Origin of the sequence: Stenotrophomonas sp. PS02301, assembly GCF_029959485.1 — a bacterium.
In the GTDB taxonomy this organism is placed as follows: Bacteria; Pseudomonadota; Gammaproteobacteria; order Xanthomonadales; family Xanthomonadaceae; genus Stenotrophomonas; species Stenotrophomonas maltophilia_Z.
Genome location: NZ_JASCOO010000091.1, coordinates 1 through 16137, shown reverse-complemented (window position 1 = coordinate 16137; position 16137 = coordinate 1). Strand labels below are relative to the sequence as shown.

The window sequence follows — 16137 nt, the reverse complement described above, 5'->3', positions numbered from 1 at the left end:
CGTCCATCTGGGCAGCACCGGTGATCATGTTCTTGACGTAGTCAGCATGGCCCGGGCAATCGACGTGGGCGTAATGACGTTCGGTGGATTCGTATTCGACGTGTGCGGTCGAGATCGTGATGCCACGTGCCTTTTCTTCCGGCGCGGCGTCGATCGACGAGTAGTCCTTGAACTCACCGCCAAAGCGCTCGGCACCGATCTTGGTCAGTGCGGCGGTCAGCGTGGTCTTGCCGTGGTCAACGTGACCGATGGTGCCGACATTGACGTGCGGCTTGGTGCGCTCGAACTTACCCTTGGCCATGGCTGCTTATCTCGAAATCGTCTGAATTGGTAGCACTTAGATGGTGCTCACGAAAGGAATCGAACCTTCGACCTCCTCCTTACCAAGGAGGTGCTCTACCGACTGAGCTACGTGAGCGAGTTTTGTATTATGGCACGAATTTGAATATATTCAAACTCATTCAATGGAGCGGGAGACGGGGATCGAACCCGCACCATCAGCTTGGAAGGCTGAGGTTCTACCATTGAACTACTCCCGCATCGGAAGCTCTTGCCACAACATGAAACTGGTGGAGGGAGGTGGATTCGAACCACCGAAGGCGTAAGCCAGCAGATTTACAGTCTGCCCCCGTTGGCCGCTTGGGTATCCCTCCTTACCACCCTGTCCCGTGGCGCCGAAGCGTTTTCGGTGTGGGGTGGAAGAGCCGTGAATTTTGGGGATAAACGGGGGTTCTGTCAACAACCTTTTTGAATTTTTTCACATGATTGTTCAATTGCCTTGTCGGAACGGGCTATTGGCCCGGCAACGGCAGTGTTTCGCTGGCGAAGATCGCCACATGCGGCACGCCATCGGCACCGATCCAGCCGCGATACATGCCTTGGGTATTGAACGGCGTCGCCGCGCGACCGTCGGCGGCGAGCACGATCGCGCCGCCATCGCCACCGAGGGCGGGAATGCGCTCGTTGATCACCGCACGCCCCGCGTCCACCGGGCCCTGCTTGAGGTACTGCATGCGCGCACAGATATCGTGCGCGGCTGCAGTGCGGATGTAGTACTCGCCCCAGCCCGTCCCCGATACCGCGCATCCTGCATCGGCATAGGTGCCCGCGCCGATGATCGGTGAGTCGCCCACACGGCCATAGCGCTTGTTGGTCATCCCCCCGGTGGAGGTGCCGGCGGCGAGCTTGCCGTCCTTGTCCAGCGCGACCGCCCCGACGGTGCCAAAGTGGCGCGCCGTTTCCAGATCCGCATGGGCCTGGCCGCTGGCCTCTTCCTTCAGCGCCTTCTGCAGCTGCTGCCAGCGCTTGTCCGTGCGGAAATACGACGGATCCACCAAGGGAATTCCCTGGGTGCTGGCGAAGGCCTCCGCGCCCTGCCCCACCATCATTACGTGCGCAGAGTGCTGCATCACCGCCTCGGCGAGCAGGATCGGGTTGCGCACGCGCTGCACACCGGCCACCGCGCCAGCCTTGAGCGTGGCGCCGTCCATCAGCGAGGCATCCAGTTCGTTGCGGCCATCGTGCGTGAACACCGCGCCCTTGCCTGCATTGAAGGTGGGATCATCCTCGAGCACGGTGATCGCCGCAGTGACCGCCTCCAGCGCCGGCTTGCCTGCCGCCAGCGCGGCATGCCCTTTGAGCAGCGCCTGCTGCAGGGCCGCGCGTGCGGCCTTTTCCTCGGCGGGCGACAGATCCCCGCGCTCCACCCCCGCGCCCCCATGGATGACCAGCACCGGCTCGGCAGCGGTGGCCGCCAGCGGGAGAGACAGGCACAGCGACAACATCACCACAGCAGAACGCGACATGGGCAGGCACTCTCAAGGGACGAGGCCTCATCATGGCACGCGCGTCGGGCCATCCACGCGCGTGGCCATGACCTCAAAACGCACGCCACAGCATCCACGCATGGCGTGGATCTACCGGCGCAGCTGCAGGCGCCCCTCCCGGATATCCGCCGTCATCTCGAACGCCGCGTCGTCCACCCGGAAGCCATCCAGGTGCAGGCGACTGCCCTCGCCCACACCGGTCACCGGGATGGCGAGAAAATCCAGCGGTTTACCACCGCGCAGGCGATCGGGGGTGTGCTGCGGCATCACCAGCCACGCATAGCCGCCATCGCGGCTGAACACCCGGCCGGTGCCGTCGGCCTCCACGCACAGCGCGGTGTCTTCATCCACGCCGAGGCCGACCATGCCCTGCTGCCCGCTGCGCTGGGCGGCACGGGCCACGAAGACGATCAGGCGGCCGAGCCGGTCGCGCTTGCCGAAATGGGTATCGGTGATCACGTTGGCCAGGTACGGCATGGCCAGGAAATCGCTGTCCAGCGTCACCGCCCGGCCCATGGGATCGCGCAGGGCGCGCCGGGACGTCACGCTGCCGCCATCCAGGGCGCCGTAGCTGTAGCCCCCCAGGATGGCCAACCCGGCACTGGTCCCGGCGATCGGCCGCCCGGCGCGGACGTGCGCATTGAGCGCCGCGTTCACCGCCGTGCCCTTCCAGAAACGGATATAGCGCGACTGGTCGCCGCCGGCGATGAAGATCGCATCGGCGGCGGCGATCACCCCCAGCACCGCCGGGTCGTCGGCCGCGCGCCGGCTGTTGAACACCAGGGTCTGTACCGAGGCCGCCCCACCGATCTCCCGGTAGAGCCGGTTCTGCAGCTCATCGGCACCGGAGGCGCGCAGGATCACCACCCGGCCATGGCCGGCACGCGCCAGCCACCACTGGAAAGCGGCCGGCACCCATTCGCCACCGCCCATCAGCATCATCGCCGGCTCGGTATGGGTGGCGCGCGGGGCATCCAGGGCGCCCACCTCGTAATAGCGATAGCCCTGGTCCTGCAGACTGCGCGAATCCTGGGCATGGAGGGGGAGCGGGAGCGCGGCGAGCAGCAGCCACAGGAGGGAATGGATCGGCCGGAAACCCTTGTGCACGTTGACCTCCCTGAATAAAAAGGGCGTGTAAGCGTTTTCACTCTTTGCCAGAGAAATTGGCAGTGGTCAACCCCGTAAAAAAGGCGTTAAATGCGCGCCGTCCATTCGCGAAATGTGAATGGGGGACAGGCCTCCCTCGAGGCCGACACTTTCTTCTCGAGAATTCTCATGCGTAAACAGGCGATGGCGTGGTCGATCCAGCTGGCGTTGATGGGTGTGGCCGCAACTGCGGGCGCCCAGACACCCGCCCCCGGGGTGCAGCAACTGGATACGGTGCAGGTCACCGGCTCGCGCATTCCGCGCGCGCAGGTGGAGGGGCCGGCCCCGGTCACCGTCATCACTGCCGAGCAGATCCAGGCCAGCGGCTTCACCAGCGTGCCGGACGTGCTGCGCTCGATGACCCAGAACGGGGGGGAGACCCAGAGCCAGCAGTCCTCCAGCGGCGCGGACTTCTCGCCCGGTGCGCAGCAGGTCGACCTGCGCGGCCTGGGGCCCAACCACACCCTGGTGCTGGTCAACGGCCGCCGCATCGCCGATTTCCCGATGCCCTTCCAGGGCCGCAGCAACTTCACCGACGTCTCCAACATCCCGATCGGGATGATCGAGCGCATCGAAGTGCTGACCGGCAGCGCCTCGGCGATCTACGGCTCGGACGCCATTGCCGGCGTGGTCAACTTCATCCTGAAGAAGCAGGTCGATGGCACCACGGTCGACATGCGCATGGGCACCACCAGCGAAGGCGGCGGTGAGTCCTTTGACATGAGCATCGCCAGTGGCTTCGACGCCGGCCGCTTCAGCGCGGTCTACAGCCTGGAACTGCAGTCCCAGACCCCACTGTGGGCGTATGAGCGCAGCCAGCAGGATTCCACCCTGGATGCACCGACCGAGAGCGCCCGCGCCTTGCGTCGCGCCTACCTGCGCACCGACTACAACGACGACTACCTGGACCCGGGCCAGGCAACCTGCGATGCGCTGGCCGGCCAGAACAACGGCAGCACCCAGTACGCCGAGCGTGCGCGGTATGGCTTCTACTGCGGCAGCGACCGCTCGATCGGCTACGGCACGATCCTGAGCAAGCGCCGCGGTGCCAACGGCTATGCCGCGCTGCGCTACGCCTTCGACAACGGCGCAGAATGGTTCGCCGATGTGCAGATGGGTTACCACGACCTGGCGCTGATGCGCGATGTCACCCAGTGGGGCCGCATGGCCGCCGACGGCAATGAAGACGGCTACTTCTACAACCAGGCCACCGACCAGGTGGAGTTCTGGCAACGCCAGTTCTCCCCCGAGGAAATGGGCGGACTCAACAACGGCATGGTGCGCAGCACCCAGAAGACCTTCAGCGTGACCACCGGCTTCAAGGGCGCCCTCGGTGCGGACTGGGAATACGAGGCTTCGCTGAGCCATTCGCAGTATCAATCCAGCATCCGCTGGCCGCAGATCATCGCCGCCAAGGCCAATGCGCTGTTCCTTGGCGAGCAGCTGGGCGAGTACACCGATGACGACGACAACGTGTTCCCGGTGTTCAACGCCGACCCGGCGCGCCTGTACCGGCCGCTGAGCCGCAGCGAGTACGATTCGATCGCCGCACGCACCACCTATACCCCGAAGTCGCGCACCGATACCGCCGCGCTGACCCTGACCAACGGCGAGCTGTTCGAGCTGCCGGGCGGCAAGGCCGGCTTCGCGGCGACCGCCGAGTTCGGCAATCAGGCCTACGCACTGAATCCGGACCCGCTGGCGACGCAGTACTACTACTACAGCTGGAAGGATTCGGACGGCCACGGCAGCCGCAACCGCTGGGCGACCGCGGCCGAGCTGCGCCTGCCGCTGCATGACACGTTCAACGTCAGCGTGGCCGGGCGCTTCGACCAGTACCGCTACTCCGGGAACACGATCGGCAAGGCGACCTGGAGCGGTGGTCTGGAATGGCGCCCGATCGAGACCCTGCTGGTGCGTGGCTCCTACGGCACCGCCTTCCGCGCGCCAGACCTGCACTACGTGTATGCCGGCCCGGGCAATGATGAAACCAGTGCCAACGACTACTACGCCTGCGCGGTGGACGGCGGTGATGACTGCTCGGATTACGAGGAGAACCTGATCCGCACGCGCGAAGGCAATCGCCAGCTGGACCCGGAAACCAGCACCTCGTGGAGCGCTGGCTTTGTGTGGTCGCCGGCAGCGGGGCTGGACCTGTCGGTGGACTGGTTCGATATCGACATGCGCGACCAGGTGCAGGACATGGATGTGAGCACCATCCTGCGCGACGAGGCGGCCTGCCGCCTGGGCGGCGCCGATGCGGCCTCGCCGACCTGCGTGGATGCGATCAGCCGGGTTACCCGCACCAGTGATGGCCGCCTGTATGGTGTGCACGTGAGCCCGATCAACATCGCGCGCGAAACGACCCGCGGCATTGATGTGGGCCTGCGCTACCGCCTGAGCACCGGGATCGGCGATTTCATCCTCAGCGGCAACCACACCTGGGTGAAGACGCACGATTTCCAACAGTTTGACGGCGATGTGGTCGAGGACCAGTTCGCGATCAACAGCGGTTTCGACATTCCGCGCACCAAGACCAGTGCGAGTGTGACGTGGGAGAACGCGGCGTGGTCGGCCACGCTGTACGGCTCACGGCTGGGCAAACTGCCCACCTACGACAGCTACGACCAGAGCTTTGATCCGGACAGCGGTGACAGCCCGTGGATCGCGGCGACGTACCGCTACAACGTGTCGCTGCAGTACCGCTTCGATGACCATTCGCGCCTGTCGCTGTCGGTGGTGAACGTGGGCAACAAGATGCCGCCGAAGGACGCGACGTACACGCCGTATCCGTACTACGACGTCTCCTGGTTCGACACCGTGGGCCGGACGCTCAATCTCCAGTACACCCACAAGTTTGGCGGTACGGCGCTGTAAGCGCCGCTTCCGCTGGTCAGGGGATCAAAGACGGAGGCAGTGCCTCCGTCTTTTTTTTGTTCTGCGGCCGCTGGCCTGCGTCACCCGTTGCCGGGTGCGCTGTCTTTGTTTTCCACATGCGTCGTGGAAAGCCATGGGGGCTTGGTGTGGACAAGTGCATGCAAGCCATGCAGCGCAACGCTTTCAGGACGTGGCTGTTTTTTGTCCAAACACCATCGCGGTTTTCCACACACACCGTGGAAAGCGATGGGGGTTTGCTGTGGACAACCCTGTGTGAGCGATGCACTGCAACGGTTTCCAGTGGTGGTCAGAAATTGTCCACATCGCTTGCGGGCGGGTCAGATGGGTTGCCGGCCAGCGGCCGGCACTACCGCACGCGGGTTTTCCACATGGTGCGTGGAGAGGCGTGGGGGTTTGTTGTGGACAAGTGAGGCGGAGGCATACCAGGCAAGCATTTCGGTGCCTGGTCATTTTTTATCCAGCCTGTTCATGGCGTGGAAGGTGCTTCTCCCGAACGCAAACGCCCCGCTCAAGGCGGGGCGTTGCGGGCATCAACGTGCGATGGAATCAGACGTTGAAGCGGAAGTGCAGGATGTCGCCTTCCTGGACGCGGTATTCCTTGCCTTCCAGGCGCAGACGACCCGCTTCCTTGGCACCGGCCTCGCCCTTGTACTTGATGAAGTCGTCATACGCGATGGTTTCGGCGCGGATGAAGCCCTTCTCGAAGTCGGTGTGGATCACGGCGGCGGCCTGCGGGGCGGTGGCGCCCTTGCGCACGGTCCATGCACGGACTTCCTTCACGCCTGCGGTGAAGTAGGTCTGCAGGCCCAGCAGCTGGTACGCGGCGTAGATCACGCGGTTCAAGCCCGGCTCGGACAGGCCCAGGTCGGCCAGGAAGGTATCGCGGTCTTCGTCGTCGAGCTGGGACAGCTCTTCTTCGATCGCAGCCGAGACCGGCACCACCTGCGCACCCTCTTCGGCGGCACGGGCGCGCACGGCATCCAGATGCGGGTTGTTCTCGAAACCGTCTTCCAGCACGTTGGCGATGTACATCACCGGCTTGAGGGTCAGCAGGAACAGGTCACGGACCAGCGCCTTCTCTTCCTCGTCCAGGCCGGCGGTACGACCCGCCTTGCCGTCGGCCAGCGCGGCCTGCAGCTTGGCCAGCACCGGCTTGCGGGCCGCGGCTTCCTTGTCGCCCCCCTTGGCAGCGCGCTCGGCGCGGTTCAGCGCCTTCTCGACGCTGTCCAGATCGGCCAGGGCCAGCTCGGTATCGATGGTGTCGATATCCGACAGCGGGTCGACCTTGTTGTTGACGTGGATGACGTCGGCGTTCTCGAAGCAGCGCACCACGTGGGTGATCGCATCCACTTCGCGGATGTGGGCCAGGAACTTGTTGCCCAGGCCTTCACCACTGGCCGCGCCGGCGACGAGGCCGGCGATGTCGACGAACTCCACCGCGGTCGGGATGACCTTCTGCGGGTTGATGATGGCAGCCAGCTCGTTCAGGCGCGGATCCGGCACCGGCACGATGCCGACGTTCGGTTCGATCGTGCAGAACGGGAAGTTGGCCGCCGCGATGCCCGCCTTGGTCAGCGCATTGAACAGGGTCGATTTGCCGACGTTGGGCAGACCGACGATGCCGCATTTGATACCCATCTTTGACAACCTCTGGGGTGAAAGTGATTGGGGAAGCAGCGACGTTCGGCGCTGCTTTTCCAATCATTTTCCGTACCGACCCGCGGTCGGTACCTACCGGTAACGTCAGTCACCGGTCACGTTACTTCGGGGTGTGCAGCCGCTTCATCGCTTCGCTGAAATCGCCCTTCACTGCCAGCGGCAGGACGTCGATCGCATCGTTGACGGCATGACCGATCAGCACATCATCGTCCTTGCTGGCACGCCCCAGCACCCACGGGACCACGCGGTCCTTGTGGCCGGGATGGCCAATGCCGATGCGCAGGCGGTGGAACCGGCCATGGCCGAGCAGGCGGATGGTGTCGCGCAGGCCGTTCTGGCCGCCGTGGCCACCGTCGAACTTGAGCCGTGCCACGCCGGGCGGCAGGTCCAGCTCGTCGTGCGCCAGCAGCGTCTCTTCCGGTTCGATCTTCCAGAAGCGCTGCGCCGCGGTGACCGATTTGCCACTGAGGTTCATGAAGGTGGCGGGCTTGAGCAGCCACACCGGCTGGCCGGCGATGTCGACCTTGGCGGTCTCGCCGAACAACTTGCTGTCCACGCTCCAGCGCGCACCGGCCTGTTCGACCAGGGCGTCAATGAAACGAAACCCGGCATTGTGCCGGGTCTGGGCGTGCTCGGGTCCGGGGTTGCCCAGACCAACGATCAATCGCAATCCTGTCATTACTCTTCTTTCGTCGGTACCCGCCCTGTGCCGGTACATACAGAAACGGCGCCTGCCCCGAAGGACAGGCGCCGCAATCACTTACTCTGCAGCCGGCGCTTCGTCGGCAGCTTCTTCCTTGCCGAGCTTGGCGGTGACGATCGCATCGTCATGGTCCTTGCCCTGGGCCAGCGCCGGGATCTCGACGCCCTTCGGCAGCTTGATGTCCGACAGGTAGATCACGTCACCAGCCTTCAGGTCGGCCAGGTCGACGTCGATCGATTCCGGCAGGTCCTTCGGCAGGCAGGTGATGCTCACTTCCTTCAGTTCGTGGGTGACCACGACGTCGGCAGCCTTGCCAGCCGGCGAGGTGTCTTCGTTGATGAAGTGCAGCGGGACGTTGGCGGTCAGCGCTTCGTTCTCGTTCACGCGCAGGAAATCCAGGTGCAGGATCAGCTGCTTGAACGGGTGGCGCTGCATGTCACGCAGCAGCACCTTGGTGACCTTGCCATCCAGGTTCAGGTCCAGGATGGACGAGTAGAACCACTCGTTCTGCTGGGCCAGCCAGATTTCGTTGTGGTTGAGCTGGATGACGCTCGGCTCGACGTCGCCGCCGTAGATGATCGCCGGGATCTGGCCAGCGCCACGCAGGCGGCGGCTCGCACCCTTGCCTTGCAGTTCGCGCTGGACGACCTTGATTTCATGATTCTTGGCCATGCTGATTTACTACCTTCGTTGTTTGCCGCGCCATGGTGGCGAGGCGATGAGGGGAGATCCGCGACCAGATCTCCCCGGGAAACCACCCACCGTTGCCGGTGGGCGGAAAAATCAATCCACGTACAGCGAGCTGACCGACTCACCGAAGGCGATGCGGCGCATCGTCTCGGCCAGCATTTCCGCCACGCTGAGCTGGCGGATCTTGCTGCACACCCGCGCCTCTTCACGCAGCGGGATGGTGTCGGTCACCACCAGCTCATCGAGCTGGGAGTTGTTGATGTTGTCCACCGCCGGGCCCGAGAGCACGGCGTGGGTGCAGTACGCGGCGACCTTGAGGGCGCCACGCGCCTTCAGGGCTGCAGCGGCCGCACACAGGGTGCCGGCGGTATCGACGATGTCATCGACCATCACGCAGGTCTTGCCTTCGACGTCACCGATGATGTTCATCACGGTGGAGACGTTGGCGCGCGGGCGGCGCTTGTCGATGATCGCCAGATCGGCATCGTCCAGGCGCTTGGCGACGGCGCGCGCGCGCACCACACCACCCACGTCCGGGGACACCACGATCAGGTTTTCCGTGCCGTAGGCGCGCCAGATATCGGCGAGCAGCAGCGGCGAGGCGTATACGTTGTCCACCGGCATGTCGAAGAAACCCTGGATCTGATCGGCATGCAGATCCACCGTCAGTACCCGGTCAGCCCCGACAGCGCTGAACATCTTTGCGGCCACCTTGGCGGTGATCGGCACGCGCGAGGAACGCATGCGGCGATCCTGGCGCGAGTAGCCGAAATACGGCACCACGGCGGTGACACTGTTGACCGAAGCGCGCTTGAGCGCATCGATCAGGACCAGCAGTTCCATCAGGTTCTCTGCGCTGGGTGCACAGGTCGGCTGGATCACGAACACGTCCTGCTTACGGACGTTTTCTTCGATCTCGACCTGCACTTCACCATCGGAGAAGCGCGACACCAATGCCTTGCCAGGCCGCACCCCCAGTTCCTTGCAGATGCTCTGCGCAAGGCGCTTGTTGGCGTTGCCGGAAAATACCAGCAGGTTGGGGTGTTCTTGCATCATGACGGTCTCGGGCGGGAGCGATTGGCGGAGAACTGGGCCGCCGGCACCCGGAGGTGTCTGCGGTGACAACACCGCGGCGTATGCACCGCGCCCGCGCAGACATGCGCATGGAGTCGCGGCAGATATCCGCTAGTGGCAGGGGCGGGAGGATTCGAACCTCCGAATGCCAGGATCAAAACCTGGTGCCTTGGGCCTCTTGGCGACGCCCCTGCATCAAAATCAGTAACGCTCGAGTACATCAAGCAGTGGCGAGCGCTCCACGCCCGCAGCCACCCATGCCCGCAGTTCCTTCGGCAATTGCGCCAGGCCCTGCTCTGCAGCAGCGCGCGTGGCGAACTCGACGAAACAACCGCTTCCCGACCCGGTGAGTCGTGCCCGGCCGATACTGCTCAACGCTGCGAGCGCTGCCTCTACGGCAGGTTCGCGGCGGCGCAGGACCGGCTCGAACGCATTCCCGAGCAAAGACCCGGAAGCGAAGTCCGCTATTTTCGCCACTGGGGCATCCCGCGTCAAATCCGGTGATGCGAAAAGTGCGGGAGTCGGCACGTGAACGCCGGGATGGACCAGCACAAACCAGGCCGGCGGCAGGGCGATCGGGGTCAGCAGTTCGCCCACGCCCTCGGCCCAGGCGTTGTGCCCGCGCACGAAGACCGGCACATCCGCGCCCAGCTGCAGACCCAGCGCGGCCAGCGCGTCGACGTCCAGGCCGGCGTTCCAGAGGCGGTTGAGCGCGACCAGGACGGTGGCGGCATCGGACGAACCGCCGCCGAAGCCGCCGCCCGCCGGAATGCGCTTTTCGACGCCGATATCGGCACCTTGGCCGATGTTTGCTGCATCCTTCAACAGGTGCGCGGCGCGGATCGCCAGATCATCCGCCTCGGCAACGCCGGCCGCGGAGGTGCCCTCACGGCGGATCCGGCCATCGTCGCGGACACGCAGATGGATCCGATCGCCCCAATCCAGCAGGCGGAACACGGTCTGGAGCTGGTGGTAGCCATCCGGACGCCGCCCGGTGATGTGCAGGAACAGGTTCAGCTTGGCCGGGGCCGGCCAGGTCGACCCGCCGTCGGCCGTCTCCAGCATGCTCATGGGCCGCCCAGCACCCAGCTGTCGACCACCAGGCGGACCTTGGCGTCGCCATTGACTGCTTCGATCCTGCGCGGCAGCACCGGGCGACCGGCCTCGGCCGGGTACCAATCCAGGTACTGGATCTCCCAGCCCAGCTGCTGCACGCGACGCGGGCGGCCTTCACCGTCGCGCTCGATGCGCTCGGCCGGGGCCGCATCGGCGACCAGGCCGCGCACCCAATCGGGCAGCTGGTTGACCGGGATATCCCAGCCGGTGGCATCCAGCAGGACCTGCTGGGCATCGTCGCCCTCGCGCGTGCCGCCTTCCAGACCTTCGAGGCGGCCGCCTTCATGATGGCTGTCGCCGGTCAGCTTCCAGCTCTGCCGGGTGACCGGGGCGCTGAGTTCCACCACATATCCCTGGCCCTGCTGCTGCCAGTCAATGCGGCCGTTGCCGCCGTTGCGGCCCTTGCTGATCGCCACCCGGCCCTGGAACGACCAGGCCGGCTGCGCGCGCACCGCAGTGACGCGCTCGGCCTCGGCCTGCTGCGCAGCGGGAGAGACGGTGCTGACCACGGTCGGGGCGGAAGGGGCCTTGCGCTCATCAAGGGACACGCACGCGGAAAGCGACAACGCCACGGCCGCGGCAAACGCGACCTTCAGGGACAGCAGATTCATACGCCGTATTTCTCGATCACGCGCTGCAGGGCGCGGTTGTCCGGGTCCAGCTTGCGGGCCTCTTCAAAGAAGTGGCGCGCTTCGTCCTTCTTGTTCAACACCCACAACACCTCGCCCACATGCGCGGCGATTTCCGCATCCTTGGCCAGCGTCCAGGCGCGGCGCAGCTGCACCAAGGCTTCTTCGTTGCGGCCCAGGCGATACAGCACCCAACCGTAACTGTCGACGATGGCGGCGTTGTCCGGCTCGGCCACGCGCGCGCGGTCGATCAGTTCCAAGGCTTCCTGATAACGCTGCGTGCGGTCGGCCAAGGTGTAGCCCAGCGCATTGAGCGCGGCGATGTTCTCCGGATCGGTGACCAGCACCTTGCGCAGGTCGGCCTCGGCGCGCGGGATGTCGTCGCGGCGCTCCCAGGCCAGCGCGCGGGCATACAGCAACGCGTTCTCATCCGGATACGCGGCCAGGCCACGGGCCAGGGCGTCCAGTTCGCCAGCATCGTCGTTGCCGCGCTGGCGCAGCTCGGCCTCCAACAGATAGGCATCCCGGCGGGCATCGTCATCAACGGTGGCATCGGACTGGATCGCGTGGACTTCGGCCAGCGCCTTGTCGGTGCGGCCCAGTTCGTTCTGCGCATTGGCTGCGCGCAGGCGCGACTCATCGCGCTCCGGGCCACCGGGCACGCTGTGATACCAGTTGACCGCTTCCTCGTAGCGCTTGAGGTACTCGGCGATCTTGCCCAGCAGCAGGCGCTGGGCCGGATCCGGCTTGGTCGCCTGCCTGGAAAGCTCGGTATACAGGGCCAGCAGGCCCGGGTCGTCCTTCTGCTTGGCCAGCAGCGAGGCGCGCATGCCGTAGGTCTGCACATCCTGCGGGCCGACCGCCAGCACGCGCTCGGCCGCAGCCGGCTGGCCCATCAGGTCATAGGAGATCGCCACCGCATTACGCAGCTCGGGGTCCTGCAGGGTCTTGGGCTCCACGCCCTTCAACAGGGCCAGCGCCTCATCGGACTTGCCGGCCTGGGTGAGCTGACTGGCGTGCAGCAGGGCCACGCGCGGCTCATCCGGGAAGCGCTTGACCACCTCATCGACCATGCGCCGGGCCAGCTCGGGCTGCTCCATGCGCATGGCCAGACGGCCGAACTCCTGCCAGACCTCCAGGCGGTCGGGGATGGCATTGGCATCCACCAGCTCGCCCAGCACCTGGGCCGGGACCTTCGGATCGCTGCCGCCGCTGATCAGGGCGCCGATCGCGAACTTCCAGGCGGTGGGGTCCGGGTCCTTGAGCAGCGCCTGCAGTTCGGTGCGGGCGGCCTTCACCTTGTTCTGGCGCATGTCCAGCGCGGCGGTGCTGCTGCGCATGGCCAGTGAGCGCGGCGCACGCTGCTCCCACAGGGCCAGCGCGCGGGCGGCGCGCTTGTCATCGTTGGCCAGCATGGCGATCCGGGAGGCGCGCTCGGCCAGGCCGGCATCGCCTTCACTGGCCTCGGCCGCCTCCAGGTACCAGCGCGCGGCGTCGCCCAGTTTGCCTGCCTGCAGGGCGAATTCGCCCGCCATGACCGGGGCCAGGGGGACCGCCTCGGCCGCGCTGTTCTTGGCCTTCGCCGGGGCTGCCGAGGGGGCGGCCAGGGCGTTGGCAGTGAACAAAGACAGCAGCAGAACGCTGGAGATGCGAATCAATGCGGGCATCGGGGGCATCTGAGCCTTAAAATGACGACTTGAATGGCCAGCAGCTTATCGCAAGCAACTGAACAATGACCCTGTGGGTGCTCGGACTGAATCACCAGACCGCGCCAGTGGAACTGCGCGAACGCGCCTCCTTTGGCGGCGACGCCCTGCCCCAGGCATTGGCGTCGCTGCGCGATACGCCACAGGTGGCCGAGGCGGTCCTGCTCTCCACCTGCAACCGCACCGAGCTGTACGCGGTGGCCGAATCCGGTGACGCGCTGGCGCAGTGGCTGGAGTCACAGGCCGGCACCTTGCATGGGTACCTCTATCAGCACGCCGACGCCGACGCGGTGCGCCACCTGTTCCGGGTGGCCACCGGGCTGGACTCGATGGTGCTGGGCGAACCGCAGATCCTGGGCCAGGTGAAGGATGCCTGGGCCCTGGCGCGTGATCATGGCCTGCTCGGCCAGCGCCTGGACCGGCTGTTCCAGCAGACCTTCTCGGTGGCCAAGCGCGCCCGCACCGATACCCGCGTGGGCGCCAACCCGGTGTCGGTGGCGTCCACCGCGGTGCGCCTGGCGCAGAACTCGTTCGCGCGGCTGGACGATTCCACCGTGCTGCTGGTCGGCGCCGGCGAGACCATCGAGCTGGCCGCGCGCCATCTCAGCGAAGGGCGCGTGCGGCGGCTGCTGATCGCCAACCGCACCCTGGCCCATGCGCAGGAGCTGGCCAGCCGTCATGGCGGCGTCGCCCTGCCCCTGAGTGAGCTGGACCGCCATCTGGGCGAGGCCGACGTGGTGTTCTCGGCCACCGCCGCGCGTGAGCCGGTGATCACCCGCGCGCACGTGGCCGCCGCACTGAAAACCCGCAAGCACAAGCCGATGCTGCTGTTCGATCTGGCCGTGCCCCGCGATATCGAGGCCGGCGTGGGCGAACTGGCCGACGCCTTCCTGTACACCGTGGATGATCTGGAGCGCGCGGTCGAAGACAACCGCCGCAGCCGCCGGGAAGCCGCGGCCGAGGCCGAAGCGATCATCGAGCTGCAGGTCGCCCGTTTCGTGGAAACGCTGCAGGCCAGCGTGCACCAGGCCCCGCTGCGGCAACTGCGCGCCTATGGCGAAGCGACCCGCGTGGAGATGCTGGAGAAAGCCCGCCAGCAGCTGGCCCACGGCAAATCACCGGAAGAGGTGCTCGAGCTGCTCGCGCACGGCCTGACCAACCGCCTGCTGCACCCGCCGACCGCCGCCCTGCGCGCGGCCGCGCTCAGCGGCGATACTGAACTCACCCGCGCCGCCGAGCGCCTGTTCCCGGCCAAGCCGGGTTACCAGCACCCTGCCGTGCGTACCGATGTAGCGAGGAACGATGACGCCGACCCTGCGCCGTAAGCTGGAAGCGCTGGCCGAGCGCCGCGAAGAACTGGAACGCCTGTTGTCCGACCCGGCCGTGGTCGGCGACAACGACCGTTTCCGCGCGCTGTCGCGCGAGTTTTCGCAGCTGGAGCCGGTCGCCAACGCGCTGGCCGACGAAGCCCGTGCCAAGGCCGATCTCGCCGCCGCAGAAGCGATGCGCGAGGACCCTGACCTGCGCGAGCTGGCCGAGGAGGAAATCACCGCCGCGCAGCAGCGCCTGCAGCAGCTGGACGAAGCACTGGCCCTGTTGCTGGTGCCGCGCGATCCGCGCGATGACGGCAACCTGTTCCTGGAAGTCCGCGCCGGTACCGGCGGTGACGAGGCAGCGATCTTCGCCGGCGACCTGTTCCGCATGTACGCCCGCTATGCCGAGCGCCAGGGCTGGAAGGTCGAGATCGAATCGGACAACCCGGGCGAACATGGCGGCTACAAGGAAGTGGTGGCGCGCGTGGTCGGCCGTGGCGCCTTCTCACGCCTGAAGTTCGAATCGGGCACGCACCGCGTGCAGCGCGTGCCGGCGACCGAGTCGCAGGGCCGCATCCATACCTCGGCCGCGACGGTAGCGATCATTCCCGAGGCGGATGACGTCGAGGACGTGGTGATCAACCCGGCTGACCTGCGCGTGGACACCTACCGCTCCTCCGGCGCCGGTGGCCAGCACGTCAACAAGACCGAGTCGGCGATCCGCATCACCCATCTGCCCACCGGCGTGGTGGTGGAATGCCAGACCGAGCGCAGCCAACATGCCAACCGCGACAAAGCGATGAAGCGCCTCAAGGCACAGCTGCTGGATACCGAACGCAGCAAGCAGGCTGCCGCGCAGGCCGAAAGCCGCCGGCTGCAGGTCGGCAGCGGCGACCGCAGCCAGCGCATCCGCACCTACAGCTTCCCGCAGGGACGGATCACCGACCACCGCGTGGAAGGGCTGACCCTGTACGACCTGCCCAACATCCTGACCGGCGATCTTGATGCACTGGTCAGCCGGCTGACCCACGAACACCAGGCCGACGAGCTGGCCCGGCTCGCGGAAGGCAGCTGAGCATGCCCGCCCCGGCGCGGCAGCGATGAGTGTCGATCCGCAGCGTCTGCAGTTGCGCCAGGCGGTGCAGCGGCAACCGGCCGATTTCATTGCGTGGGTGATGCTGGCCGATGCGGAGCTGGAAGCCGGCGATGTGCGCGCCGGCGAACAGGCCGCCACCCGTGCACTGCAGCTGCGCGGCGACCATCCCGAGGCCCTGGCCCGGCTGGGGCGCGCGCGCTGGATGCAGGGCCGCCATGGCGAGGCCGCGACACTGCTGCGCCAGGCGGCGGACCGCGCGCCCCAGCACCCCGGCATCACCC

At 66.2% G+C, this 16137-nt stretch carries 14 protein-coding genes and 4 tRNA genes; 4 read left to right on the top strand and 14 right to left on the bottom strand.

What is annotated here, in order from left to right:
- The 6 genes from QMX81_RS17115 to QMX81_RS17090 all read right to left on the bottom strand — a co-directional run.
- The coding region (locus QMX81_RS17115; protein WP_282263275.1) for a GTP-binding protein at positions 1–301 on the bottom strand (301 nt) is incomplete at its 3' end.
- 41 nt (positions 302–342) lie between these two features.
- Positions 343–418: transfer RNA gene (locus tag QMX81_RS17110), tRNA-Thr, on the bottom strand.
- Between the two features lie 47 nt (positions 419–465).
- Positions 466–539 (bottom strand) — tRNA-Gly (locus QMX81_RS17105).
- 28 nt (positions 540–567) lie between these two features.
- Positions 568–653 (bottom strand) — tRNA-Tyr (locus tag QMX81_RS17100).
- Between the two features lie 138 nt (positions 654–791).
- Positions 792–1805 (bottom strand): isoaspartyl peptidase/L-asparaginase, encoded by a 1014-nt coding sequence (locus tag QMX81_RS17095; protein WP_183073842.1) that lies wholly within the window; start codon positions 1803–1805, stop codon positions 792–794.
- A gap of 111 nt (positions 1806–1916) precedes the next feature.
- Positions 1917–2933 carry a cyanophycinase gene (locus tag QMX81_RS17090; RefSeq protein WP_152153930.1) on the bottom strand — a complete coding sequence of 339 codons (1017 nt, stop codon included), beginning with the start codon at positions 2931–2933 and terminating at the stop codon, positions 1917–1919.
- 168 nt (positions 2934–3101) lie between these two features.
- Between QMX81_RS17090 and QMX81_RS17085 the strand changes: the two genes are divergently transcribed.
- On the top strand, positions 3102–5849 hold the full coding sequence (locus QMX81_RS17085; protein WP_282263270.1) for a TonB-dependent receptor: 2748 nt from the start codon (positions 3102–3104) through the stop codon (positions 5847–5849).
- A gap of 567 nt (positions 5850–6416) precedes the next feature.
- Here QMX81_RS17085 and ychF read toward each other — a convergent pair.
- The 8 genes from ychF to QMX81_RS17045 all read right to left on the bottom strand — a co-directional run bounded on the left by ychF (position 6417) and on the right by QMX81_RS17045 (position 13408).
- A complete protein-coding gene (gene ychF / locus QMX81_RS17080) occupies positions 6417–7508 on the bottom strand; it encodes a redox-regulated ATPase YchF (protein ID WP_088434937.1) in 1092 nt (363 codons plus the stop codon).
- A gap of 121 nt (positions 7509–7629) precedes the next feature.
- On the bottom strand, positions 7630–8208 hold the full coding sequence (pth, locus tag QMX81_RS17075) for an aminoacyl-tRNA hydrolase (protein ID WP_121044551.1): 579 nt from the start codon (positions 8206–8208) through the stop codon (positions 7630–7632).
- An 81-nt stretch (positions 8209–8289) separates the two neighbouring features.
- On the bottom strand, positions 8290–8904 hold the full coding sequence (locus QMX81_RS17070; RefSeq protein ID WP_102789571.1) for a 50S ribosomal protein L25/general stress protein Ctc: 615 nt from the start codon (positions 8902–8904) through the stop codon (positions 8290–8292).
- Between the two features lie 111 nt (positions 8905–9015).
- Positions 9016–9975: a ribose-phosphate diphosphokinase gene (locus tag QMX81_RS17065; RefSeq protein WP_026070235.1), complete on the bottom strand. Its 960-nt coding sequence runs from the start codon at positions 9973–9975 to the stop codon at positions 9016–9018.
- A 136-nt stretch (positions 9976–10111) separates the two neighbouring features.
- Positions 10112–10188, bottom strand: a tRNA-Gln gene (locus QMX81_RS17060).
- Between the two features lie 9 nt (positions 10189–10197).
- Positions 10198–11067, bottom strand: a complete 870-nt coding sequence (ispE, locus tag QMX81_RS17055; protein ID WP_282263262.1) for a 4-(cytidine 5'-diphospho)-2-C-methyl-D-erythritol kinase — start codon at positions 11065–11067, stop codon at positions 10198–10200.
- A complete protein-coding gene (lolB, locus tag QMX81_RS17050) occupies positions 11064–11723 on the bottom strand; it encodes a lipoprotein insertase outer membrane protein LolB (RefSeq protein WP_282263260.1) in 660 nt (219 codons plus the stop codon). Before lolB ends, ispE begins: the two co-directional genes overlap by 4 nt.
- Positions 11720–13408 carry a tetratricopeptide repeat protein gene (locus QMX81_RS17045; RefSeq protein WP_282263258.1) on the bottom strand — a complete coding sequence of 563 codons (1689 nt, stop codon included), beginning with the start codon at positions 13406–13408 and terminating at the stop codon, positions 11720–11722. Before QMX81_RS17045 ends, lolB begins: the two co-directional genes overlap by 4 nt.
- Before the next feature lie 65 nt (positions 13409–13473).
- Between QMX81_RS17045 and hemA the strand changes: the two genes are divergently transcribed.
- The 3 genes from hemA to QMX81_RS17030 form a co-directional block, all read left to right on the top strand.
- Complete coding sequence (hemA, locus tag QMX81_RS17040) at positions 13474–14772, top strand: glutamyl-tRNA reductase (RefSeq protein ID WP_152153920.1); 1299 nt, start codon at positions 13474–13476, stop codon at positions 14770–14772.
- Positions 14750–15835, top strand: a complete 1086-nt coding sequence (gene prfA / locus QMX81_RS17035) for a peptide chain release factor 1 (protein ID WP_121044566.1) — start codon at positions 14750–14752, stop codon at positions 15833–15835. The genes hemA and prfA overlap by 23 nt, the downstream gene beginning before the upstream one ends.
- Before the next feature lie 25 nt (positions 15836–15860).
- Positions 15861–16137, top strand: a 277-nt coding sequence (locus QMX81_RS17030) for a tetratricopeptide repeat protein (protein WP_282263254.1), incomplete at its 3' end; no start/stop codon positions are given.